The organism is Agrobacterium sp. DKPNP3 (genome assembly GCF_052686535.1).
The window spans coordinates 18,126-37,502 of the sequence record NZ_JBQYSN010000029.1 but is presented as its reverse complement, the minus strand read 5'-3'; the positions used below and the strand labels follow the sequence as shown (position 1 = coordinate 37,502).

General features: G+C 57.8%; 22 protein-coding genes, 1 pseudogene and 1 riboswitch. Of the genes and pseudogenes, 13 read left to right on the top strand and 10 right to left on the bottom strand.

Going from position 1 to position 19,377, the window contains the following annotated elements; translation table 11 throughout:
- Positions 1-1,060: 1,060 nt before the first annotated feature.
- The 3 genes and pseudogenes from ACUTJJ_RS10680 to ACUTJJ_RS10670 all read left to right on the top strand — a co-directional run.
- A pseudogene (locus ACUTJJ_RS10680) lies at positions 1,061-1,271 on the top strand (ISNCY family transposase); the annotation flags it as partial.
- A 408-nt stretch (positions 1,272-1,679) separates the two neighbouring features.
- Positions 1,680-2,174, top strand: coding sequence for a GNAT family N-acetyltransferase (locus ACUTJJ_RS10675; protein WP_445542104.1), 495 nt, complete (start codon positions 1,680-1,682; stop codon positions 2,172-2,174).
- A 331-nt stretch (positions 2,175-2,505) separates the two neighbouring features.
- Positions 2,506-3,162 carry a peroxiredoxin gene (locus ACUTJJ_RS10670; RefSeq protein WP_445542103.1) on the top strand — a complete coding sequence of 219 codons (657 nt, stop codon included), beginning with the start codon at positions 2,506-2,508 and terminating at the stop codon, positions 3,160-3,162.
- Positions 3,163-3,213: 51 nt separating this feature from the next.
- On the opposite strand, the gene ACUTJJ_RS10665 is transcribed toward ACUTJJ_RS10670, so the two are convergent.
- Positions 3,214-3,666 (bottom strand): DUF5680 domain-containing protein, encoded by a 453-nt coding sequence (locus ACUTJJ_RS10665; protein WP_445542102.1) that lies wholly within the window; start codon positions 3,664-3,666, stop codon positions 3,214-3,216.
- Positions 3,667-3,830: 164 nt separating this feature from the next.
- Here ACUTJJ_RS10665 and ACUTJJ_RS10660 point away from each other — a divergent pair, with 164 nt between their 5' ends.
- From ACUTJJ_RS10660 to fghA, 3 genes are read left to right on the top strand one after another with little or no spacing between them, the layout of a single operon-like run.
- Positions 3,831-4,286: a YaiI/YqxD family protein gene (locus tag ACUTJJ_RS10660; protein ID WP_063948994.1), complete on the top strand. Its 456-nt coding sequence runs from the start codon at positions 3,831-3,833 to the stop codon at positions 4,284-4,286.
- A gap of 25 nt (positions 4,287-4,311) precedes the next feature.
- Complete coding sequence (locus ACUTJJ_RS10655) at positions 4,312-4,971, top strand: DUF1345 domain-containing protein (RefSeq protein ID WP_445542101.1); 660 nt, start codon at positions 4,312-4,314, stop codon at positions 4,969-4,971.
- 30 nt (positions 4,972-5,001) lie between these two features.
- Positions 5,002-5,835 carry an S-formylglutathione hydrolase gene (gene fghA / locus ACUTJJ_RS10650; protein WP_445542100.1) on the top strand — a complete coding sequence of 278 codons (834 nt, stop codon included), beginning with the start codon at positions 5,002-5,004 and terminating at the stop codon, positions 5,833-5,835.
- A 57-nt stretch (positions 5,836-5,892) separates the two neighbouring features.
- Here fghA and ACUTJJ_RS10645 read toward each other — a convergent pair whose 3' ends face one another.
- From ACUTJJ_RS10645 to crcB, 6 genes are all read right to left on the bottom strand, one after another.
- Positions 5,893-6,282, bottom strand: a complete 390-nt coding sequence (locus tag ACUTJJ_RS10645) for a RidA family protein (protein ID WP_063949134.1) — start codon at positions 6,280-6,282, stop codon at positions 5,893-5,895.
- Positions 6,283-6,433: 151 nt separating this feature from the next.
- Positions 6,434-6,922 (bottom strand): hypothetical protein, encoded by a 489-nt coding sequence (locus ACUTJJ_RS10640; RefSeq protein ID WP_063948997.1) that lies wholly within the window; start codon positions 6,920-6,922, stop codon positions 6,434-6,436.
- A gap of 163 nt (positions 6,923-7,085) precedes the next feature.
- Positions 7,086-7,880, bottom strand: coding sequence for an ATP12 family chaperone protein (locus tag ACUTJJ_RS10635; protein ID WP_445542099.1), 795 nt, complete (start codon positions 7,878-7,880; stop codon positions 7,086-7,088).
- 30 nt (positions 7,881-7,910) lie between these two features.
- Positions 7,911-8,579, bottom strand: a complete 669-nt coding sequence (locus ACUTJJ_RS10630; protein WP_445542098.1) for an HAD family hydrolase — start codon at positions 8,577-8,579, stop codon at positions 7,911-7,913.
- Between the two features lie 6 nt (positions 8,580-8,585).
- On the bottom strand, positions 8,586-9,575 hold the full coding sequence (locus ACUTJJ_RS10625; protein ID WP_063949000.1) for an RluA family pseudouridine synthase: 990 nt from the start codon (positions 9,573-9,575) through the stop codon (positions 8,586-8,588).
- A gap of 65 nt (positions 9,576-9,640) precedes the next feature.
- The gene (gene crcB / locus ACUTJJ_RS10620) at positions 9,641-10,018 is read right to left on the bottom strand and encodes a fluoride efflux transporter CrcB (RefSeq protein ID WP_063949001.1); all 378 of its coding nucleotides are present in this window, start codon (positions 10,016-10,018) and stop codon (positions 9,641-9,643) included.
- Positions 10,019-10,216: 198 nt separating this feature from the next.
- On the opposite strand from crcB, the gene ACUTJJ_RS10615 reads away from it, so the two are divergent.
- Together ACUTJJ_RS10615 and ACUTJJ_RS10610 are read left to right on the top strand one after the other, a co-directional pair.
- Positions 10,217-10,507, top strand: coding sequence for a hypothetical protein (locus tag ACUTJJ_RS10615; protein ID WP_404496751.1), 291 nt, complete (start codon positions 10,217-10,219; stop codon positions 10,505-10,507).
- Positions 10,508-10,626: 119 nt separating this feature from the next.
- On the top strand, positions 10,627-11,055 hold the full coding sequence (locus tag ACUTJJ_RS10610) for a plastocyanin/azurin family copper-binding protein (RefSeq protein ID WP_445542097.1): 429 nt from the start codon (positions 10,627-10,629) through the stop codon (positions 11,053-11,055).
- Between the two features lie 61 nt (positions 11,056-11,116).
- On the opposite strand, the gene ACUTJJ_RS10605 is transcribed toward ACUTJJ_RS10610, so the two are convergent.
- Both ACUTJJ_RS10605 and ACUTJJ_RS10600 read right to left on the bottom strand, forming a co-directional pair.
- Positions 11,117-12,103, bottom strand: a complete 987-nt coding sequence (locus tag ACUTJJ_RS10605) for a copper chaperone PCu(A)C (RefSeq protein WP_445542096.1) — start codon at positions 12,101-12,103, stop codon at positions 11,117-11,119.
- Positions 12,104-12,187: 84 nt separating this feature from the next.
- Positions 12,188-12,565 (bottom strand): hypothetical protein, encoded by a 378-nt coding sequence (locus ACUTJJ_RS10600; RefSeq protein ID WP_209088455.1) that lies wholly within the window; start codon positions 12,563-12,565, stop codon positions 12,188-12,190.
- A 172-nt stretch (positions 12,566-12,737) separates the two neighbouring features.
- On the opposite strand from ACUTJJ_RS10600, the gene ACUTJJ_RS10595 reads away from it, so the two are divergent.
- From ACUTJJ_RS10595 to ACUTJJ_RS10575, 5 genes are all read left to right on the top strand, one after another.
- Positions 12,738-12,923 carry a DUF3008 family protein gene (locus ACUTJJ_RS10595; protein ID WP_063949006.1) on the top strand — a complete coding sequence of 62 codons (186 nt, stop codon included), beginning with the start codon at positions 12,738-12,740 and terminating at the stop codon, positions 12,921-12,923.
- Between the two features lie 161 nt (positions 12,924-13,084).
- A riboswitch (glycine riboswitch) is annotated at positions 13,085-13,172 on the top strand.
- Between the two features lie 151 nt (positions 13,173-13,323).
- On the top strand, positions 13,324-14,463 hold the full coding sequence (gene gcvT / locus ACUTJJ_RS10590) for a glycine cleavage system aminomethyltransferase GcvT (RefSeq protein ID WP_445542095.1): 1,140 nt from the start codon (positions 13,324-13,326) through the stop codon (positions 14,461-14,463).
- A gap of 27 nt (positions 14,464-14,490) precedes the next feature.
- Positions 14,491-14,853, top strand: a complete 363-nt coding sequence (gene gcvH / locus ACUTJJ_RS10585; RefSeq protein WP_445542094.1) for a glycine cleavage system protein GcvH — start codon at positions 14,491-14,493, stop codon at positions 14,851-14,853.
- Entirely contained in the window at positions 14,853-17,717 is a 2,865-nt protein-coding gene (gene gcvP, locus ACUTJJ_RS10580) for an aminomethyl-transferring glycine dehydrogenase (protein WP_445542093.1), read from the top strand. Before gcvH ends, gcvP begins: the two co-directional genes overlap by 1 nt.
- 152 nt (positions 17,718-17,869) lie before the next feature.
- On the top strand, positions 17,870-18,673 hold the full coding sequence (locus ACUTJJ_RS10575; RefSeq protein ID WP_296070501.1) for an endonuclease/exonuclease/phosphatase family protein: 804 nt from the start codon (positions 17,870-17,872) through the stop codon (positions 18,671-18,673).
- A 24-nt stretch (positions 18,674-18,697) separates the two neighbouring features.
- Here ACUTJJ_RS10575 and ACUTJJ_RS10570 read toward each other — a convergent pair whose 3' ends face one another.
- Positions 18,698-19,201: a hypothetical protein gene (locus ACUTJJ_RS10570; protein WP_063949135.1), complete on the bottom strand. Its 504-nt coding sequence runs from the start codon at positions 19,199-19,201 to the stop codon at positions 18,698-18,700.
- Positions 19,202-19,377 lie beyond the last annotated feature (176 nt).

Sequence of the window (19,377 nt, the reverse complement as noted above, 5' to 3'; positions counted from 1 at the left end):
CGACCTTTTGCGTGGGTGTCCGACGTGAGAAAACTTGAAGTGACAAGAGGTTTTCAAAGTCGTATTGATTTTGCTGTTTTGCTCGGCTTTATTCATTTTAAATTTGCGGAGTGCCCGTGAGAAAGACCGATTTAGCTCGCAGAGCGTTCAAAATTTACAAAGACGGCAAGACATATTTGCTCTTGCCGTATTTTCTAGTCCTTGCATGCGCCTTCAGCCTACCGGCAATGTGTTTGACGTATTTTTACGAGGAGTTTTATCGAGGGTTCTTTCTTCTCATTCCGGTATACGTCTATTTCGCTTTCCCCGTTTGGCTTGGATGCGTCGTTAGCTTTTTTTTGATGATGAATGCTTTCGCCATTTTTTTTGGCATGAGGACCTTCTTCGTCAGAGGCGAGGCAACTTTCGAAGACATGATATACGCGATGTTTGGGTTTCGTTTAAAAGCCGACGCCGGCGGAAAGTGAACCAGAGCAACACGGGGGCGACCTATTTCTTGCTCCATAGCCTATACTCCAAAGCTGAAAATGGCGTTCCTCATCCCTCTGCCACCAACTTGATAAAATTCAAGTTTGGCGGGTATGGCCGACCATGTCCGGCCCACAAACTTTACCGGGTTGGTCACTGTGTTCCTGAATGCTCCTCCGCCGGTTGTGGTGTAGCAAGAAATACGATGCGTTAGATGTCCGCTTTTGGCGCAAAGCGGTCATCGCGAATGAGGAAGCTAAAGCCGAAGGGGTGTTCCATCACCCGCCCCCGCCCTTCCCTTGCAACCCGGCCCAGCCGGTCCGGTCGGGGGCTGACCGTCAGAGCAAGGAGGCGGTCAGTGTCGCATTTCTAAAGGGCTGCGAGAGCGGCAGACGACATTTTAACTTTGCACAATCCGCGACATTTCAACCTTGCCGCCACATCGTTTTTGGCGCCCATTTAGTGATGCGACGGTTAGGCTGGATGGAAATGCGACACTCTCCTCGCATGACGAAGCTGGTCAATATCCAACTTGGGAGCAAGTATGGGACGATGTTCAGCCTGACTGCCGTCAGGAACGTTCGGAGTTGCTATGTCCTTTTTGATCACCATGTTGCAGAAAGAATTGCATCGCCTCGAAGTTATCCAAAAGATTCACGATTGATGCCTGAGTGTCGTCAAGGCCGCCGGCGTCCTGGGCATTAGCCGGAGCCAAATGCATCGGCTTTTAATCCATATGAGATCGACGGCATGCCCGGTCTCGTCTCTTAGAAACGCCAGCAACCAGCAACCGGCGTCACAGCCGCCTGGAAATCATGCACGAGAGTTTTACGCTGCCCTATCGGACCGTCGATACGCTTCGCTCCGTTCACCGGTCGCCTGTCGTGGACCGTTAAATGGCTGCAATGATTCTCGGATAGAAAAGCACGGTGTGCAAAAAATCGCGCAGGTCTTGGCCTCATGCGACCGCCTGGTTACTTCCTCGATTGTCTCTCTTTGCGTGACGACCGAGGAAGCTAAAGCCAGGTGGGCTTATCGCCCGCCCCTCCCCGCCCTCGCAACCCGGCGCAGCCGGTCCGGTCGGGGGGTGGTCTTCGGCGGAAGTGTCGCATCTCAAACCCGTTGACTTGACAATAGACGACATTTTATCGTTGCGCGATCCCCCACATTTCAACCTTGTCGCCACATTTTCGGTGAGATGGCGGGATGGAATGCGGTTCCGGCGCTCGACTTTCTTGGTGAACATGATCCTATCCCGGCCTTACCAAAATGGCGATTTCCTCTCCTGCTTGTCGATCTTCGATAGCAACATGCCCCTATTTTTCACTTCAGAGGAACGCGACGACTTCGCCGCCTTTCTCGCGAACCTTAGCGGAATGGATGACCACTATCTGGTAGTCACGCTGAACGAAGCCGTTGTCGCATGTGGCGGGCTGAGTCTTGAGGTGGGATCGACAAGCGCTTCTCTGACCTGGGGCATGGTGCACAGCGGGTACCACCAGCGAGGTCTAGGCAAGCGGCTGACGGAGGAAAGATTGATCCGTGCCCGGGCGTTGGTCGGCGTCTCGGACGTGCTGCTGTCCACGAGCCAGCACACCTACTGCTTCTATGGGCGCTTCGGTTTCGAAATTTTGAAGATCACGCCTGACGGTTTCGGCAAAGGATTGGACCGCTACGATATGGCGTTGGCTCTCGGCGAGACGTAGCCACCGCGAGGACGTTGATCGGTGGTGTAAATTCGCGCGATGCGCCACCGCCCTCGCCTCGCTGGCGCCTTCGCGTTGCAAGCGACGTGGCGAACGTACTCTTGCCACGTAGCGTCACAATGAGCGTGGGCATGAGCCGAGACAAGCTTGATCTATCCGGTAGCCGGGTTGGCCAACCAGACTGTTTCACAGCCGAGGCTGAAGCAGACGTTCCCGGGTAACCAACGAAAAGGCTGGCCATTTGACGCAAAAACTCTAAGCTCCTGCGCCAGACATGGATTTCGAAAACCCCCGTTTTTTTTCGGAACAAGCATCAGGGAGAAAGCATCAGATGAGCTTGCGTATCAACGATATAGCACCCGACTTCACGGCCGAGACCACACATGGTCCGGTGAGCTTTCACGACTGGATCGGTGACGGCTGGGCGGTGCTGTTTTCGCATCCGAAGAATTTCACGCCTGTTTGCACGACGGAACTTGGCGCGATGGGCGGACTGCAGCCGGAATTTGAGAAGCGTGGCGTCAAGATCATTGGCATCTCGGTTGATCCGGTCGAGAGCCATGAGAAATGGAAAAACGATATCCGCACGGCAACAGGCTTCAGTGTCGACTATCCGCTGATCGGCGACAAGGATCTGAAGGTCGCAAAGCTCTATGACATGTTGCCGGCGGGCGCTGGCGACAGTTCCGAAGGCCGAACGCCGGCGGATAACGCCACCGTGCGCTCCGTCTTCGTCGTGGGTCCCGACAAGAAGATCAAGCTGATCCTCACCTACCCAATGACCACAGGGCGGAACTTCGAGGAAATTCTTCGCGCTATCGATTCCATCCAGCTGACGTCCAAACACCAGGTGGCGACGCCAGCGAACTGGAAACAGGGTGAGGATGTCATCATCACCGCCGCTGTTTCCAACGAGGATGCAATTGCCCGGTTCGGGTCCTACGACACCGTTCTTCCCTATCTGCGCAAGACCAAGCAGCCCGGCTGATCTCATAATCGGATGGGGCATGGCAGTACCATCGCTCCATCCGCTTTTCTCTCATGGCTTTATGATCCCGCCGTGATAGTCAAGTCGGTATGTCTCCACATGTCCGCGGTAAATCCGTTCGAGGCCGGTAAAGGAGTTGAAGTCTCCAGCATTGGTGTCGACATAGGTCAGGTCGTCGACCGGATGGGTGAAGCCGCCGAGAAACCGGCCCTCCCGATAGAGCGTGGAAAGCGAGCGCTGTATGACCTCGCCGGCCGTGGTTCCGTCGATCATGTCGGGCCGGAGAATTCGACCATAATAACTCATTGCCCACACCGGCACGCCCCGATGCCAGACGACCTCCTGGCCGATGAAGTCGGTTCCTCCGAAATAACTGTCGATATAGTGCCAGTCGCCTTCGCGGTAGCCGAGATCGTGCGACCCCGGACGCGTTGGCGCTGCGGATTGATCGCCGCCACCGACATAGGTATTGGACTTGGCCTGCACGATGAACTCTTCCAGCATTTGATCAACCTGCCCGAATGGAACATAACATGAACATAGCCACCTTTAGCTCTCGTGACAAGGATTTTTCACGCGACGCCTCATCGCTATTTCGGCTTTGATGGGCTTGGTAATCGTGGCGTTTAGCCTTAGAAGCGTGGCGGGAATATCCATCAAGAGTGTCCATGTCACAAAAGCCGCAAATCTATGTCGATGCCGATGCCTGCCCCGTGAAGCCGGAAGTTCTCAAGGTGGCGGAACGGCATGGCCTGGAGGTGACCTTCGTTGCCAATTCCGGTCTGCGCCCATCGCGCGACCCGATGGTAAAAAATGTGATCGTGTCGGCTGGTTTCGACGCCGCGGATAATTGGATCGCCGACCATGCCGGTGAGAACGATATTGTCATTACCGCCGATGTGCCGCTCGCGGGCCGCTGTGTTGCCAAGGGCGCGCTGGTGACCGGGCCAACGGGGCGCGTGTTCGATCCATCGAATATTGGCATGGCGACGGCGATGCGTGACCTCGGCGCGCATTTGCGCGAAACCGGCGAAAGCAAAGGCTATAACGCCGCTTTTTCGCCGCGCGACCGTTCGGCTTTTCTGGAGACGCTTGACCGTTTCTGCCGCCGTGTCAAAAAGTGAGGGTGCCAACAGAAAGGTGCCGCCCATGACCTCGGCCAGTCCGAAAAGCAACAGCTATCGTCGCCATAAACCCTTCGTCATCGCTTTCCTTGCTGGCGCCATTGGCCTCGGCGGCGCGCTGGCTTTCGCTCCGTCCGAGGCAATCGAGTTTGCGGCGGTGCTGTTTTTCCTGACCTATCTCACCTTGATTGCCTTTAGGCTGTCGAGCCTCACGGCGCAACATTTGAAGGCCCACGCCGATAGCGACGATCTGCCAGCGGTTGCCATCATCGCCGTCACGCTGCTGGCCGTTGCTGTTGCGGTTGTCTCGCTGTTCCAGGCGCTGAATCACAAGGGCGAAACCGTCTGGACGCTGCTCATCGCTTTCGCTTCGGTGATCTTTGGGTGGATGACGATCCACACGATGACCGCCCTGCACTACGCCCATCTCTACTGGCGGCCCGCCACGGTGGATGGGAAAAAGCAGCCTCGCGGCGGCATGGATTTTCCGTCGACGAAGGAGCCGTGCGGATATGATTTTCTTTATTTCGCCGTCGTGATCGGCATGACGGCGCAGACGTCGGATGTGGGCGTGACGACGACCGCCATGCGCAAGGTCACGTTGCTCCACTCGGTCGTTTCTTTCTTTTTCAATACGGTTCTGGTAGCGGCGGCTGTGAATGCCGCCGTCTCGCTTGCGGGCTGAACCAATTTTCTTTTCAAGAGGACTGTCTTCATGAACATTATCTCGCAAAATACGGCCTTTGGCGGCATGCAGGGCGTATTTTCCCACCAGTCGGAGACCCTGAAATGTGAGATGACCTTTGCGGTTTATGTGCCGCCGAAGGCGATCCACAAGCCCTGCCCCGTTGTCTGGTATCTCTCAGGCCTTACCTGCACCCACGCCAACGTCATGGAAAAAGGTGAATATCGCCGCATGGCGTCGGAACTCGGACTGATCATCGTTTGCCCGGATACAAGCCCGCGTGGCAATGACGTGCCGGACGAACTAACCAACTGGCAAATGGGCAAGGGCGCTGGTTTTTATCTCGACGCCACGCAGGAGCCGTGGTCCGAGCATTACCGGATGTACAGCTATGTCACGGAAGAACTGCCGGCCTTGATCGGCCAGCATTTCCGGGCCGACATGAGCCGGCAGAGCATTTTCGGCCATTCGATGGGTGGCCATGGCGCGATGACCATCGCACTGAAGAACCCGGAGCGCTTCAGGAGTTGCTCCGCTTTTGCGCCGATCGTGGCACCCTCCTCCGCTAACTGGTCTGAGCCGGCGCTGGAAAAATATCTTGGCGCCGACAGGGCCGCCTGGCGGCAGTATGATGCCTGCGCGTTGGTCGAAGATGGCGCGCGCTTTCCCGCGTTTTTGATCGATCAGGGAAAGGCTGATAGTTTCCTTGAAAATGGCTTGCGGCCCTGGTTGTTTGAAGAGGCAATCAAGGGCACGGATATTGGCCTGACCCTGCGCATGCACGAGCGTTACGACCATTCCTATTATTTTATCTCCACCTTCATGGATGATCATCTGAAGTGGCATGCGGAGCGGCTTGGCTAAGCATATGGATCGTAACGGCGGTACTGCGCATGAGCCGCCGTTACAGCCCTGCCCGCATCACGGTATGCGGGCAATAACCTTGATCTCAAAGTCAAAGCCTGCGAGCCAGTTGACGCCGATTGCGGTCCAGTTCGGGTAAGGTTTCTGGCTGAAGATTTCATTCTTCACGGTCATGATCGTTCCGAACTGGTTTTCGGGATCGGTGTGAAACGTCGTCACATCCACGATGTCGTCAAAATCGCAACCGCCGGCATTGAGCGTGGCCTTCAGATTCTCGAAAGCCAGGCGAACCTGCTGTTCGAAATCAGGCTCAGCTGTTCCATCAGCGCGGCTGCCGACCTGGCCCGAAACGAATAAAAGGTCGCCCGAGCGGATGGCTGCCGAATAGCCATGCTCCTCATATAGCGCGTGTCTGCTTGCCGGAAAAACTGCGTCGCGTTTACCCATTTCCATCTCACTTTCCGCTTCGTGACGTCTCGATGTTTGAAACCATCAAGGTCAAATTTACATACGTTACGTATGTGAGATAGGAACATACATCGCGTATGTCAAATAACAGACCGAAAGTATCTGAGCGTGCGCCTGAGACTGACTGGTGTCAGGGGAAGAGCGCTGTTGCGAGCGTGGTCGGTCCCGGCCGATTTAGCCGGAATTCGCGGATCACGCGCTCGGCTACGCCGTAAGCGAGCTCCTGCTCTATAGCGCTGTCATCGAGACTGACGACGGTCGCCGTGAACCGCGCTTCCGCGATCACCTCCCCTGTCGCAACCGCGGCGGCGCGAACGATGACCTTGGCTGACGCCCTTTCTCCGAAGAAAAAAGGAGCGCGCGTTACAGACGCAAGGCGGATGGTCAGAACGACGCGCGGGCGAATTTCTCCCCGTGCCGTGGTCTTGATCGCATTTTGCACCTGTGCATGGATGGATTGCATCAGCGCCGGTGCGACATCTGGTCGTGCGGCGACAAAGGCGCCCCGCACATCGTAAAGGAGCCGGTCGCCATTGGTTGCTTCCGGTTCCAGCCTGAAAGACATGAGCGTGAAACACGCCAGCAAAACTATGCCAAAGCGCTTCAGCGTGGTGATCATCTTCAGCGGCTCCCCTCGTACACCGGCTCGAAAATCAGAACGAATTTCGACGGAAACGATGCACAAACTCACGCCTCCAGAGTGCCCTTTCGGCCCCTTCGTCGGGTGAGCGGGACTTTGGTGTGAGATAACCGCATGATCGTTGATCAGGGTTAGAAAAGCGTTAAGCGGCGCCCTTCAGGGACTCCAGAACGCTGAATGCCGCGCGCATGTCAACGAGCCTGACAGCGCGGCGTTCCAGTGCTTCCTCGTCCTCGCCCCATTGTTCTGCGGTCCAGTCTTCATCGAGATGCGCAAGCGCCCACGCTTCTTCCAGCGAGACTTGGCCCTCGGCCACGGCCAGCGCCAGAATGGCGGAGCCGGTCAGAGACGTCATGGTGTGAAGAGCCGCGAGCGCAATCGGTGTGTCGTATTTCTTCAGCGTCACGGCAAAAGCTGAAATAGCCTCGCGCGGCTGGTCTTGATGCATGACGCCTTCGACGAGAATGAACCGCGCACCGAGCGCATTGGCGGCCCAGTCTAGCACCGGATCCCAATGATCCGTCTGCCGTTTGACGAGCGCTTCCGGATCGGCGGCGCGGTAGCAGAGGAGATCGGAGGAGGAGAACCTCAGAATATCTTCGAAAACCGCCTGCGTGTCATTGGCGACACCGTCGATGGCCGTGTTGACATGTCGTGAGACGGGCATGACCACAGGATTGACGACGTCTTTCTGAGCGTCCCACTCGTCGCGCAGCAGTTGCGCAAGCGCGCGCGTCGGAACGGTGAGGGCTTTTTTGGCAGGGGTGCGCAGCGGCTTTCCATCGAGGAGAATGGTGAAGCCGCCCTCCTCTGCCTCTCCAACGGTCACGTCCTTGTAGAACCGTTTCGGCAGGGGCTTCTGCATCTGAATTTGCGCACGCAGGATCGGGTCGGGATGGCTCAAGCCCTCCGTAAGGTCGTTCAGGAGATCACGCATGGCACGTCCTCATCAGTCGGATAGAGAAATTCATTCGAGAGTATCGATCGGAACAAAGGCTGGAATTTCACGCGGGTGGCTGACAACCGCATCGGCGCCCGCTTTCCAGAGATCGTCGACGGAGGCATACCCCCAGGAGACACCGATCGCCTTTGCGCCCGCGGCTTTCGCCATCTGCATATCGTAGATCGCATCGCCGATCACGACAGTATCGGCCGGAACCATGCCGGTTTCATGGCAGCATTCCATAACCATGGCCGGGTGCGGTTTGGACGGACAGTCATCCGCCGTGCGCGAAACGATGAAGTGTTCGGTAAAGCCGTGGCTTTCAAGAATCTGGAGAAGGCCGCGCCGGCCCTTGCCGGTGACTGCGCCAATCAGCACGTCGTCCCGTTTTGCCAGCATTTCTATCAACGGTGCAATGCCCTCAAAAAGCGGCGTTGGATTTTCGGCCCGTTCCTTCAGTGGGAGGTAGTTCTCTTTGTACCGCAGCGCCATGGCCGACGCTTCGTCATCGACGTGGGCCCTGCCCAGCATGCGCGCGATCGCGATATCCAGCGTCAGGCCGATGATAGCCTTCGTCTGCGACATATCAGGCCGCGGCTTGCCGAAGTCGGCGAAGGTTTGAGCCATGACCGCATGGATGAGACCGGCGCTGTCCACGAGCGTGCCGTCGCAATCGAAGAGAACCAGTTTCATCTGATATCAGTCTTCCCTGTCGCCGTCGGCCACATCGAGACCGAGCAGGTTCCACGTTTGCACCATATGCGGCGGCAAAGGCGCACTGACCCGAAGCCGGCCGCCATTTGGATGGGGAATATCGATATGACGCGCATGGAGATGCAGGCGCTTCTGGATGCCACCCGGAAAATCCCAGTTCGGATCGTCGATATAATATTTGGGATCGCCGATGATCGGGTGGCCCATATGGAGCGCGTGAACGCGCAGCTGATGGGTGCGGCCGGTATAGGGCTCCATCTCCAGCCAGGCGAGGTTCTGGGCAGCCGTATCGATGACGCGGTAATAGGAAACGGCGTGATCGGCGCCATCCTCACCATGTTTGGCGATGCGCATACGGTCGCCATCCATCGTCTGTTCCTTGACGAGCCAGGTGGAGATCTTGTCCTGATGCTTGCGAGGCACGCCCTTGACCAGCGCCCAGTAGGTCTTTTTGGTGTCGCGCTCTCGGAAGGCGGCGGTCAGTTTCTGTGCTGCGCCGCGTGTTCGGGCAACAACCAGCACGCCTGACGTGTCACGGTCGAGGCGATGCACCAGACGCGGCTTCTCGCCTTTCTGGCTTGTCCAGGCTTCCAAGAGCCCATCGATATGGCGATTGACGCCGGAGCCTCCCTGCACGGCAATGCCGGCCGGCTTGTTGAAGACGAAGACCTTGTCATCTTCGTGCAGCAGCATGCGCGCCAGAAGTTCGGAATCTTCTGAATGTTTGAGATCTCGCGAGCCGATCGGCCCGCTTTTTACCTTCAGATCGGAATCAACCGGCGGCACACGCACCATCTGACCCGGCTGCACGCGTGCATCCGTTTTCACCCGGCCGCCATCCACACGTACCTGACCGGAGCGCAGCAGCTTCTGCAACTGCCCGAACCCAAGTCCCGGATAATGAATCTTGAACCAGCGATCGAGGCGCATACCGGCCTCGTCGGCCCCGACCTTGATATGCTCGATACCTGCCATGAAAATTCCAGTCTCTCTGTCTTGATCGCGCGCCCGCTGTTCGGCGCGCTGTTTGGATCAAGCCTTTAGAACAAGTTGCGGCCCAAGGCCAGCCCGGCGAAAACCGCGGCGATGGAAACGATGAGGCTCGCCAGCACGTAAACGATCGAAAGGCCCGTCGCACCACGCTCGAGGAGCGAGGCAGCGTCAAGCGCAAAGGACGAAAATGTCGTGAACCCGCCAAGGACACCGGTCACGAGAAACAGCCGCATCTCCATTGAAGCGTTCAGTCGTCGTGCCACGAGCTCGACCAACAGGCCGATCATGAACGAACCCACCACGTTGACCGCGAGCGTGCCCCAGGGAAAATTCGGCCCGGCCAGTCGCACGCTCCAGACGCCGACGAGATAACGGAAGACGGAACCGATTGCGCCGCCTGTCGCGACGAGGGCGATGTTGAGCATTGGTATCGTGTCTCCGGATTTGCGGACCGTTTCGTCCGGCGCAATTTCTAGATCATGGGGAAAGAATGCGAAACCCCTCGATGCCCGGCCCTTCCGTTAAAATACGATTAAATTGTCCGCCTCCGGTTTAGTCTTCCAACAAGAAGCAGATGCTAATGTTTGGTTTTTTAAGGGTCGGCCGCGATTGCCGGGGGTTGCATGACACAGGTCTTTTCCGTTTCTGCCAATACGGCCGCCTATGCACTGGAGGCCGTAAAACCGTCTCAGCGCGCCCCGCGCAAAAGTGAAGTGGAAGAAGCCATTCACGAATTGGCGCGCAAGGCAGAGAGTGGAGACGATTTTCAATTGCGCGGTCTGATGACTGTGATCAAACCGCCGGCCCTGACGCTCTATTTTCTGACGGTTGCCAGCCAGCGCCAGGAACGGCAGGCGACGCTGGAACAGGCCCAGCAGGCATATGACGATAATAATGGAAATAAATCAATTTAAATTCAATCTCTTACCTTAATGACTGCATGTTTTTTCTGATATATGTCATTTCGATTTCACGCGTTCAGGTTGCTGTCAGTTGGAAATCCTAGTTCTCCAGCGTCAATTGGAGGACCGTCATGACATCAATGATGCGCTATGCAACTGCCCTCGCAGCAGTTCTGACAATGTCAGTGCCCGCTTTCGCAGCCACGACAATCAAGGTGACAGAGGGTGGTGAAGGCGGCGGGCCGATGACGCTCGTGCTTGACCAGACCACCGTCAAGGCCGGCGATGCGGTTTTCCATGTGCACAACGATGCGATGAGCGAAGAGCACGAAATGATCCTCGTGAAGCTCAAGTCGGCCGACCAGAAAATTCCGCTCAACACCGCCAAACATCGCGTTGATGAAAAACAGTTGAAGAGCCTCGGAGAGGTTGCCGACCTCAAGCCGGGTGGTGATGGGCAGCTGAAAGCAAAGCTGACGCCTGGCAGTTACCTCCTCTTCTGCAATATCAAGGGTCACTACGAAGCAGGCATGCAGGCCAGGCTGACCGTTACAAAATAAGAATGGCCAAACAAACTTGGGCTGCCGGGTGGTTACAGCGTTCCGGCAGCCCTTTTTATTGTCAGTTGTGCTGGTGCCCGCCCTTGTCGTCAACGCCCTTTGCGGAGCCGGTCGCCAACACCACGTCGACCTTTCCCGCCTTTTCGAAGACAAGGGTCACAGGCACCTTGTCACCTTCCGCGAACGGCTTTTTGACGTTGAAGAACATCATATGCAGGCCGCCGGGCGTCAGCTCGACGGTTTTTCCTGCGGGAATGACGATACCCTCTTCCAGCTTGCGCATTTTCATGACGTCGTTGACCATGGCCATCTCATGGATTTCCGCGCGGCCGGCCGCGGACGATTCGATGCCGATCAGCCTGTCGTCGGCATCGCCGGTGTTCTTGATCGTCACGTAACCGCCACCCACCGGCTGTCCCGGCAGCATGGCTTTGGTCGCGCCCCCAGACACTTCGAGGCTACCCGCCTTCACGACATCCGTGTCCATCGCCATGGCAGCGTGGTCGTGGCCGCCTGCATGATCAGACTTTGCGGTGACCTTGATGGTCGGCGCCGGGCTTTTCAGGGAATGTGGATCAACGCCAGCGGCTGCGACCTCATCCCACGAGACCTTGCCCTTGTCGCCGCAAAGCTGGGTCACTTTGAACGCCAGGTCCTGCCCTGCTTCGATGCCGGAAATCTTACCCTGCACGGCGAAGGTGTCGTAGAACTCATCCGGCAGATCGCCACCCTTCCAGCGGATTTCAATGGGGCCGCTTTTGATCTCCTTGCCGTGGTTCGCATAGGTCTTCTGATAGTCGCCCTTGATGACCTCCAGCTGCCAGCCTGCCTTGGGCTGCGGCTTGGCGGAAATAAAGCCCTCAGGCAGTTTGATCTGAACCTCGGTGGTGGCGAGGCCGCCATCGCATCCATGCGGCACCTGAAGGGCGGCTACGATGGTACTATCCTGCTCAGCCGAGCCGTCGACGAAGGTGGCGTGCGCAAAAGCCTGCGACGCCGAAATTGATGCGACGACGACGCCGCAGGCGATAATTTTGGTGCTGTTCATTTGCTTGTCCCTGCGACTGCGACCCCTCCGGGTCCACGCAGCCGCGTGCTTGCCGCAGAAGCGGCGATGATCCGAAAACGAAAATCAGGCTGACAGCGCTGGTGGGCCGCGCGCAGACGGTCTCTGGATCGTCAGGACAGGATGGAAATGCCACTCCGCCGAAAGGCGATTGTCGAGCCAGGCGAATTCGGTCTTCAGCCAGCCATCCGTCTGCGGCACAGGCAGAAGAATTGATGATGCAAGCAGGCAGGCTTCGCAGAAGAGAATGGCATCACCTGAATGTGGGCCATCATTCTTGTGGGAACTGTTCAAACCATCGGCGTGGCCTAGGCAAATTTCCGCAAACGTACCATCCGGCAGTCTGTAGCTCTCATCGAGAACGACCGCGGGCGTCCCGGCGAGCGCCGGTTTATGGGCAAAACCGAGCGACAGCATCAGCATCGCGCAGAAAATGCGAAGCATCTTCCCCTGTCCCCTCAGCTGTCGTGTTCGATCTGCACCCATGCTCAATGCGATAGCTCGCTTTGCCGACGATATCAAAGGGGAATTTTGACGCAGGGACAGAAGCAGATTGGGAACAATCGACCCGAGGCGACATTTTCTTTGCTTAACCACTGCTTAAGGGAGATCCGCCATGCCAGCCAAATCGAAAGCCCAGCAGAAAGCCGCCGGTGCAGCTCTTTCTGCCAAGCGGGGTGAAACAAAGAAATCCAGCTTAAAAGGTGCTTCAAAAAGCATGGAGAAGTCTATGACGGAAAAGGAACTTGAGGATTTCGCTTCGACGAAACGCAAGGGGTTGCCATCGAAGAAATCCGACTAGGGAACCATCTCCACATCGGGCTTGTAAGGTCCGCTCAGAGAACGCCATAAGCAGAGCAAGTCGCTGCGCGGCCGATGGTGATGGCGCAGATGGAGCAAAAATCTGTTCAGATGCGTCATTTGGTCCTTGCCAATAGGCGGGCTTCGAAGATAATGAGCGTCGCATCACCGTTGGGAGAAACCGCTTCAATGCGGTGCCGAAGGAGCAACCGCCCCGGAAACTCTCAGGCAAAAGGACCAACGTTGACGACGGAACTCTGGAGAGAAGCCACCTTGATCTAAGGACGGCTCGCCGAAGGGATAACAATCTCAGGCGAAAAGGACAGAGGGGGCTCTTGAACCGGCGCATCGCGCCATGACCTGAGCCCGCGCGTTAAGCCGCGCTACCCCTGGAGGCGTCCTTGGACGATACCGCCGCGCTGAAAACCACGCCGCTCCACTCGCTTCACATTTCGCTGGGCGCCCGCATGGTGCCGTTCGCCGGTTACGACATGCCCGTCCAATATCCTGCAGGCGTGATGAAGGAGCATCTTCAGACACGCACTTCGGCAGGTCTCTTTGATGTGTCTCACATGGGACAGGTCATCGTTAAGGCGAAGTCCGGCAACAATTCGGATGCTGCCCTCGCGCTGGAAAAGCTGGTGCCGGTCGATATCCTCGGCCTCAAGGAAGGGCGCCAGCGCTATGGCTTCTTCACAGAAGAAAACGGCTGCATTCTGGACGATCTGATGATCACCAATCGCGGCGATCATCTTCTCGTCGTCGTCAACGCCGCCTGCAAGGATGCCGATCTCGCCCATATGAAGGCGCATCTTTCCGAGGTGTGCGAGATCACGCTGCTGGAAGACCGCGCCCTGATCGCGCTGCAAGGCCCGCGAGCCGAGGCCGTGCTGGCCGAATTGTGGGCTGGCGTTTCCGCCATGAAGTTCATGGATGTGCAGGAAGTGCCGCTGCACGATATTCCCTGCATCGTCTCGCGCTCGGGTTATTCCGGTGAGGATGGCTTTGAAATCTCCGTACCATCAGATAAGGCCGAAGAGATTGCCAAGGCCTTGCTTGAACACCCCGATTGCGAACCTATCGGTCTTGGCGCGCGCGACAGCCTGCGGCTGGAGGCCGGTCTTTGTCTCTACGGCAACGATATCGACACGACCACCTCGCCCATCGAGGCATCGCTGGAGTGGGCGATCCAGAAGGCGCGCCGCACCGGCGGCGAGCGTGAAGGCGGTTTCCCGGGCGCGGAACGCATTCTCGGCGAGCTCAAAGACGGCACATCGCGCCGCCGCGTCGGTCTGAAGCCCGAAGGCAAGGCGCCGGTTCGCGGCCATTCGAAGCTTTTTGCGGATGCAGACGGCAAGACGGAAATCGGTGAAGTAACGTCGGGCGGCTTCGGTCCTTCGGTCGAAGGTCCCGTGGCCATGGGCTATGTGCCCGTTTCCCACGCCGCTGCCGGAACGGTGATCTTCGCGGAAGTGCGCGGCAAGTATCTGCCCGTCACCGTCGCTGCCCTGCCCTTCATCACGCCCACCTATAAACGCTAATTTCATCCCATTTCCGGAGAGAACACGATGCTGAAATTTACCGCAGAACACGAATGGCTGAAGTTTGAAGGCGATGTCGCCACCGTTGGCATTACCAGCCACGCCGCTGAACAGCTCGGCGATCTCGTTTTTGTCGAATTGCCGGAAGTGGGCACAACCTTTGCCAAGGATGGCGACGCCGCGACCGTCGAATCCGTCAAGGCAGCGTCGGACGTTTATTGTCCGCTGGATGGAGAAGTGGTCGAAATCAACCAGGCGATCGTTGATGATCCGTCATTGGTCAATTCCGACCCGCAGGGCGCTGGCTGGTTCTTCAAGCTGAAGCTCTCCAATCCGGCCGACGCCGAGACGCTGCTCGATGAAGCAGCCTACAAGGAGCTGATCGCGTAATGACGACGCCCACCGAGTTTCATTTTACCGATTATCAGCCCTATGACTTCGCCAACCGGCGGCACATCGGGCCGTCGCCCTCGGAAATGGCCGAGATGCTGAAGGTCGTTGGCTATAAGAGCCTTGATGACCTTATCGACGCCACCGTCCCCTCCTCCATCCGCCAGAAAGTGCCGCTGACCTGGGGTGCTGCGCTGACCGAACGCGAGGCGCTGGACCGTCTTCGCGAAACGGCCAACAAGAACCAGGTCCTGACCTCGCTGATTGGCCAAGGCTATTACGGCACCATCACGCCGCCGGTCATCCAGCGCAACATTTTGGAAAACCCGGCCTGGTACACGGCCTATACGCCCTACCAGCCGGAAATCAGCCAGGGCCGGCTTGAGGCGCTGCTGAACTACCAGACCATGGTTTGCGATCTGACCGGCCTCGACGTCGCCAATGCATCGCTGCTGGATGAAGCGACTGCCGCCGCCGAAGCCATGGCCATGTGCCAGCGTGTCGCCAAGTCCAAGGCGACGGCCTTCTTCGTGGATGCCAATTGCCATCCGCAGACCATCGCGCTGATCGAGACCCGTGCGGCCCCGCTCGGCTGGAAGGTAATCGTCGGCAATCCCTTCACCGATCTCGATCCGGTCGACGTGTTCGGCGCGATCTTCCAGTATCCCGGCACCCACGGTCATGTCAGCGATTTCTCCGGCCTGATTTCCCGCCTGCACCAGACGGGCGCGATTGCGGCCGTCGCCGCCGATCTCCTGGCGCTGACGCTGCTGAAATCTCCTGGCGAAATGGGCGCTGACATCGCCATCGGCACCTCGCAACGTTTTGGCGTTCCGGTCGGCTACGGTGGACCACACGCGGCTTACATGGCCGTCAAGGATGCGCATAAGCGCTCCATGCCCGGCCGCCTGGTCGGCGTGTCCGTCGATGCGCGCGGCAACCGCGCCTATCGCCTGTCGCTACAGACCCGCGAGCAGCATATCCGCCGCGAAAAGGCGACGTCGAACATCTGCACGGCGCAGGTCCTGCTAGCCGTCATGGCCTCGATGTATGGCGTCTTCCACGGCCCGCAGGGCATCAAGGCGATTGCCCAGCAGACCCACCAGAAGGCCGTTCTGATGGCCAAGGGCCTGGAAAAGCTCGGCTATACCATTGAGCCGGAGACTTTCTTCGACACGATCACCGTCGAAGTCGGCCATATGCAGGGCGTCATCCTGCGTTCTGCCGTTGCGGAAGGCGTGAACCTGCGCAAGGTCGGCGCGACCAAGATCGGCATGAGCCTTGACGAACGCACGCGCCCGGCAACGCTGGAAGCCGTGTGGCGCGCTTTCGGCGGTAATTTCTCGATCTCGGACTTCACGCCGGACTATCGGTTGCCGAAGGACCTGCTGCGCACCAGCGAGTACATGACGCATCCGATCTTCCATATGAACCGTGCCGAAAGCGAGATGACCCGTTACATCCGCCGTCTTTCGGACCGTGATCTGGCGCTCGACCGCTCGATGATCCCGCTCGGTTCCTGCACCATGAAACTGAACGCCACGGCTGAAATGCTGCCGATCACCTGGCCGGAATTTTCCGACATCCATCCCTTCGCGCCCGCCAATCAGGCGCTCGGTTACAAGGAGATGATCGATGATCTCTCGGAAAAACTGTGCTCGGTCACCGGTTACGACGCCTTCTCCATGCAGCCGAATTCCGGCGCGCAGGGCGAATATGCGGGTCTTCTGACGATCCGGAACTATCACCTCGCCAATGGCGATACTCATCGTGATGTCTGCCTCATCCCGACGTCCGCGCATGGCACCAACCCTGCCTCGGCGCAGATGGTTGGCATGAAAGTCGTGCCGGTGAAAGTGCGAGACAACGGGGACATCGATATCGATGATTTCCGTGCGAAAGCAAAGAAGTACGCCGAAAACCTCGCGTGCTGCATGATCACCTATCCGTCCACGCACGGCGTGTTCGAGGAAACGGTTCGCGAGATCTGCGAGATCACCCATGAGCACGGCGGTCAGGTCTATCTCGATGGCGCCAACATGAACGCCATGGTCGGCCTCGCCCGCCCCGGCGACATCGGCTCCGACGTTTCCCACCTTAACCTGCACAAGACCTTCTGCATTCCGCATGGCGGCGGTGGTCCGGGCATGGGGCCGATCGGCGTCAAGGCTCATCTTGCTCCTTACCTGCCCGGCCATCCAGCGACGGATGGTCGCGAGGGTGCGGTGTCTGCCGCCCCGTTCGGTTCGCCCTCCATTCTGCCGATCTCATGGAGCTACTGCCTGATGATGGGCGGCGAAGGGCTGACGCAGGCAACCAAAGTTGCGATCCTCAACGCCAATTACATCGCCGAGAGGCTGAAGGGCGCTTACGACGTACTCTACAAGTCCGAAACGGGACGTGTGGCGCATGAGTGCATCATCGACACCCGACCGCTCGCAGACAGCTGCGGCGTGACCGTCGATGATGTTGCCAAACGCCTGATCGACTGCGGTTTCCATGCACCGACCATGAGCTGGCCGGTTGCCGGCACGTTGATGATCGAGCCGACGGAATCCGAGACCAAGGCGGAAATCGACCGTTTCTGCGATGCGATGCTGGCGATACGTGAGGAAGCCCGCGACATCGAGGAAGGGCGCGCGGACAAGACCAACAATCCGCTGAAGAATGCACCGCACACGGTGGAAGACCTCGTTAGCGAGTGGGATCGTCCCTACAGCCGTGAGAAAGGCTGCTTCCCGCCCGGCGCATTCCGCATCGACAAGTACTGGTCGCCGGTCAACCGCATCGACAATGTCTATGGTGACCGAAACCTCATCTGCACCTGCCCGCCGATGGAGGCATATGCTGAAGCGGCCGAATAGGAGATAGGTGCAAAGAACATGCGGCGGCCCGGAGCGATCCGGGCCTCTTTTTTTGCGCTCAGGATTCGCATGGGTGTTCCAGCTTTCTCGCGGTTGATCATGGCTCGGCCCGTGTTAAATAGAACGGGTATTCGAGCCGGGACGGAGGGGGAATGCGTCTGATTTGCCTGAATGGTTGGGGCGGCAAGCTTCACGATGAGCTCATTCCCTACATCACGTCATCCGACCCTGATATCCTTTGCCTGCAAGAGGTTGTGCACACGCCGGAAGCCAAGCGCGAATGGTTGAACTACCGCGACCATGGCACCGAGTTGCCGCAAAGGGCAAATTTCTTCCGGGACGTCATGGACGCCCTGCCCGACCATGTGGCGATATTCTGCCCGGCCGCGCGGGGAGACCTCTGGGATGGCGATACGCGATATGATTCCCAATGGGGGCTGGCGACTTTCGTGCGCAGGTCCTTCGCGGTCGTCGCACAGTCGCAGGGTTTCGTTCACGGAGCCTTTTCGGCGAACGGATATGGTGAGCACCCACGCTCGCGAACAGGCCACGCCGTCAGGATTTTCGATTTTGCGACGGGTCAGCCTGCCGTCATCGCCCACATGCATGGGCTGCGTGATCTTGCCGGAAAACATGACACTCCCGCTCGGCTGGAGCAGGCTAAAAATCTCGTAAAGCTGGTCAGAAATGTTGCGGAAGAAGGCGATCGGATAATCGTTTGCGGCGACTTCAATGTGCATCCCGACAGCGAGACTTTCGCAGTGCTGAGCGATCTTGATCTGGTTGAGCTCGTGACCGGTAGAGGGTTCACCGATACAAGAACGTCGCTATATACCAAGCCGAACAGATATGCGGACTATCTTCTGGTCAATCCGGCTGTGACGGTCGATCGTTTCGACGTGGTGAGAGAGCCGGAGGTCTCCGACCACTGCCCCTTACTGCTCGAGTTCAGCTAAGCGCGGTTGCTGGGGTAGATCCAATCACCGAACCAGTCTGATGTCACTCGTCACCACGGTTTTCCCGGTCTTGCCGTCCTTGTCGGTCGTGCGCAGCCTCAATCCGTTCGCGCCGACCTTTTCTATTGTCATGGCGGCAACGCGGTCGCCGTTGATGTCGCGGTTCCAGCGTACGGTGAGATTGATGGCATTGCCACGCCGGTTTCCGGAGAGGGCGGAGGGACGACCGGAGGGGCCCGTGTAGCTTCCGCTATAGCTCGCGCCACTGGCGGTGAGGTTGGCGGCGATTGCACGTTTCACAACCAGAAGACCGCGACACGTTCCAGCCATCTGCAACGCAGAGCGTTGGGCGTTGGAGTTCAATGTGCAGTCGACGTTAATGGCGGGCGCACCGATCCGAGTAATAACCGTCCCTTTCCCCTTCCAGGTGCCTTTGAGGGAGGAAAGGAATGCGCTTTCGTCAGCGTAAGCCGGTTGTACTGCAAGCATGCCGGTCAGCGACAATAGAAATGCAAGCGAAGCTTTCATGGCAACCATCCATATTGTTGACGAATGCCAACTCGCAGAGCAACGGAAATGTTCCTGACGACATGCTTGTTTTAAAAAAGAAGTGGACGGACATTTTTTTGTTTGCAAGCGCAACTATTTCCGAAGAGAGATGTTTCACGCGAACCTTACCAAACACGCTTTCAACACATCATACC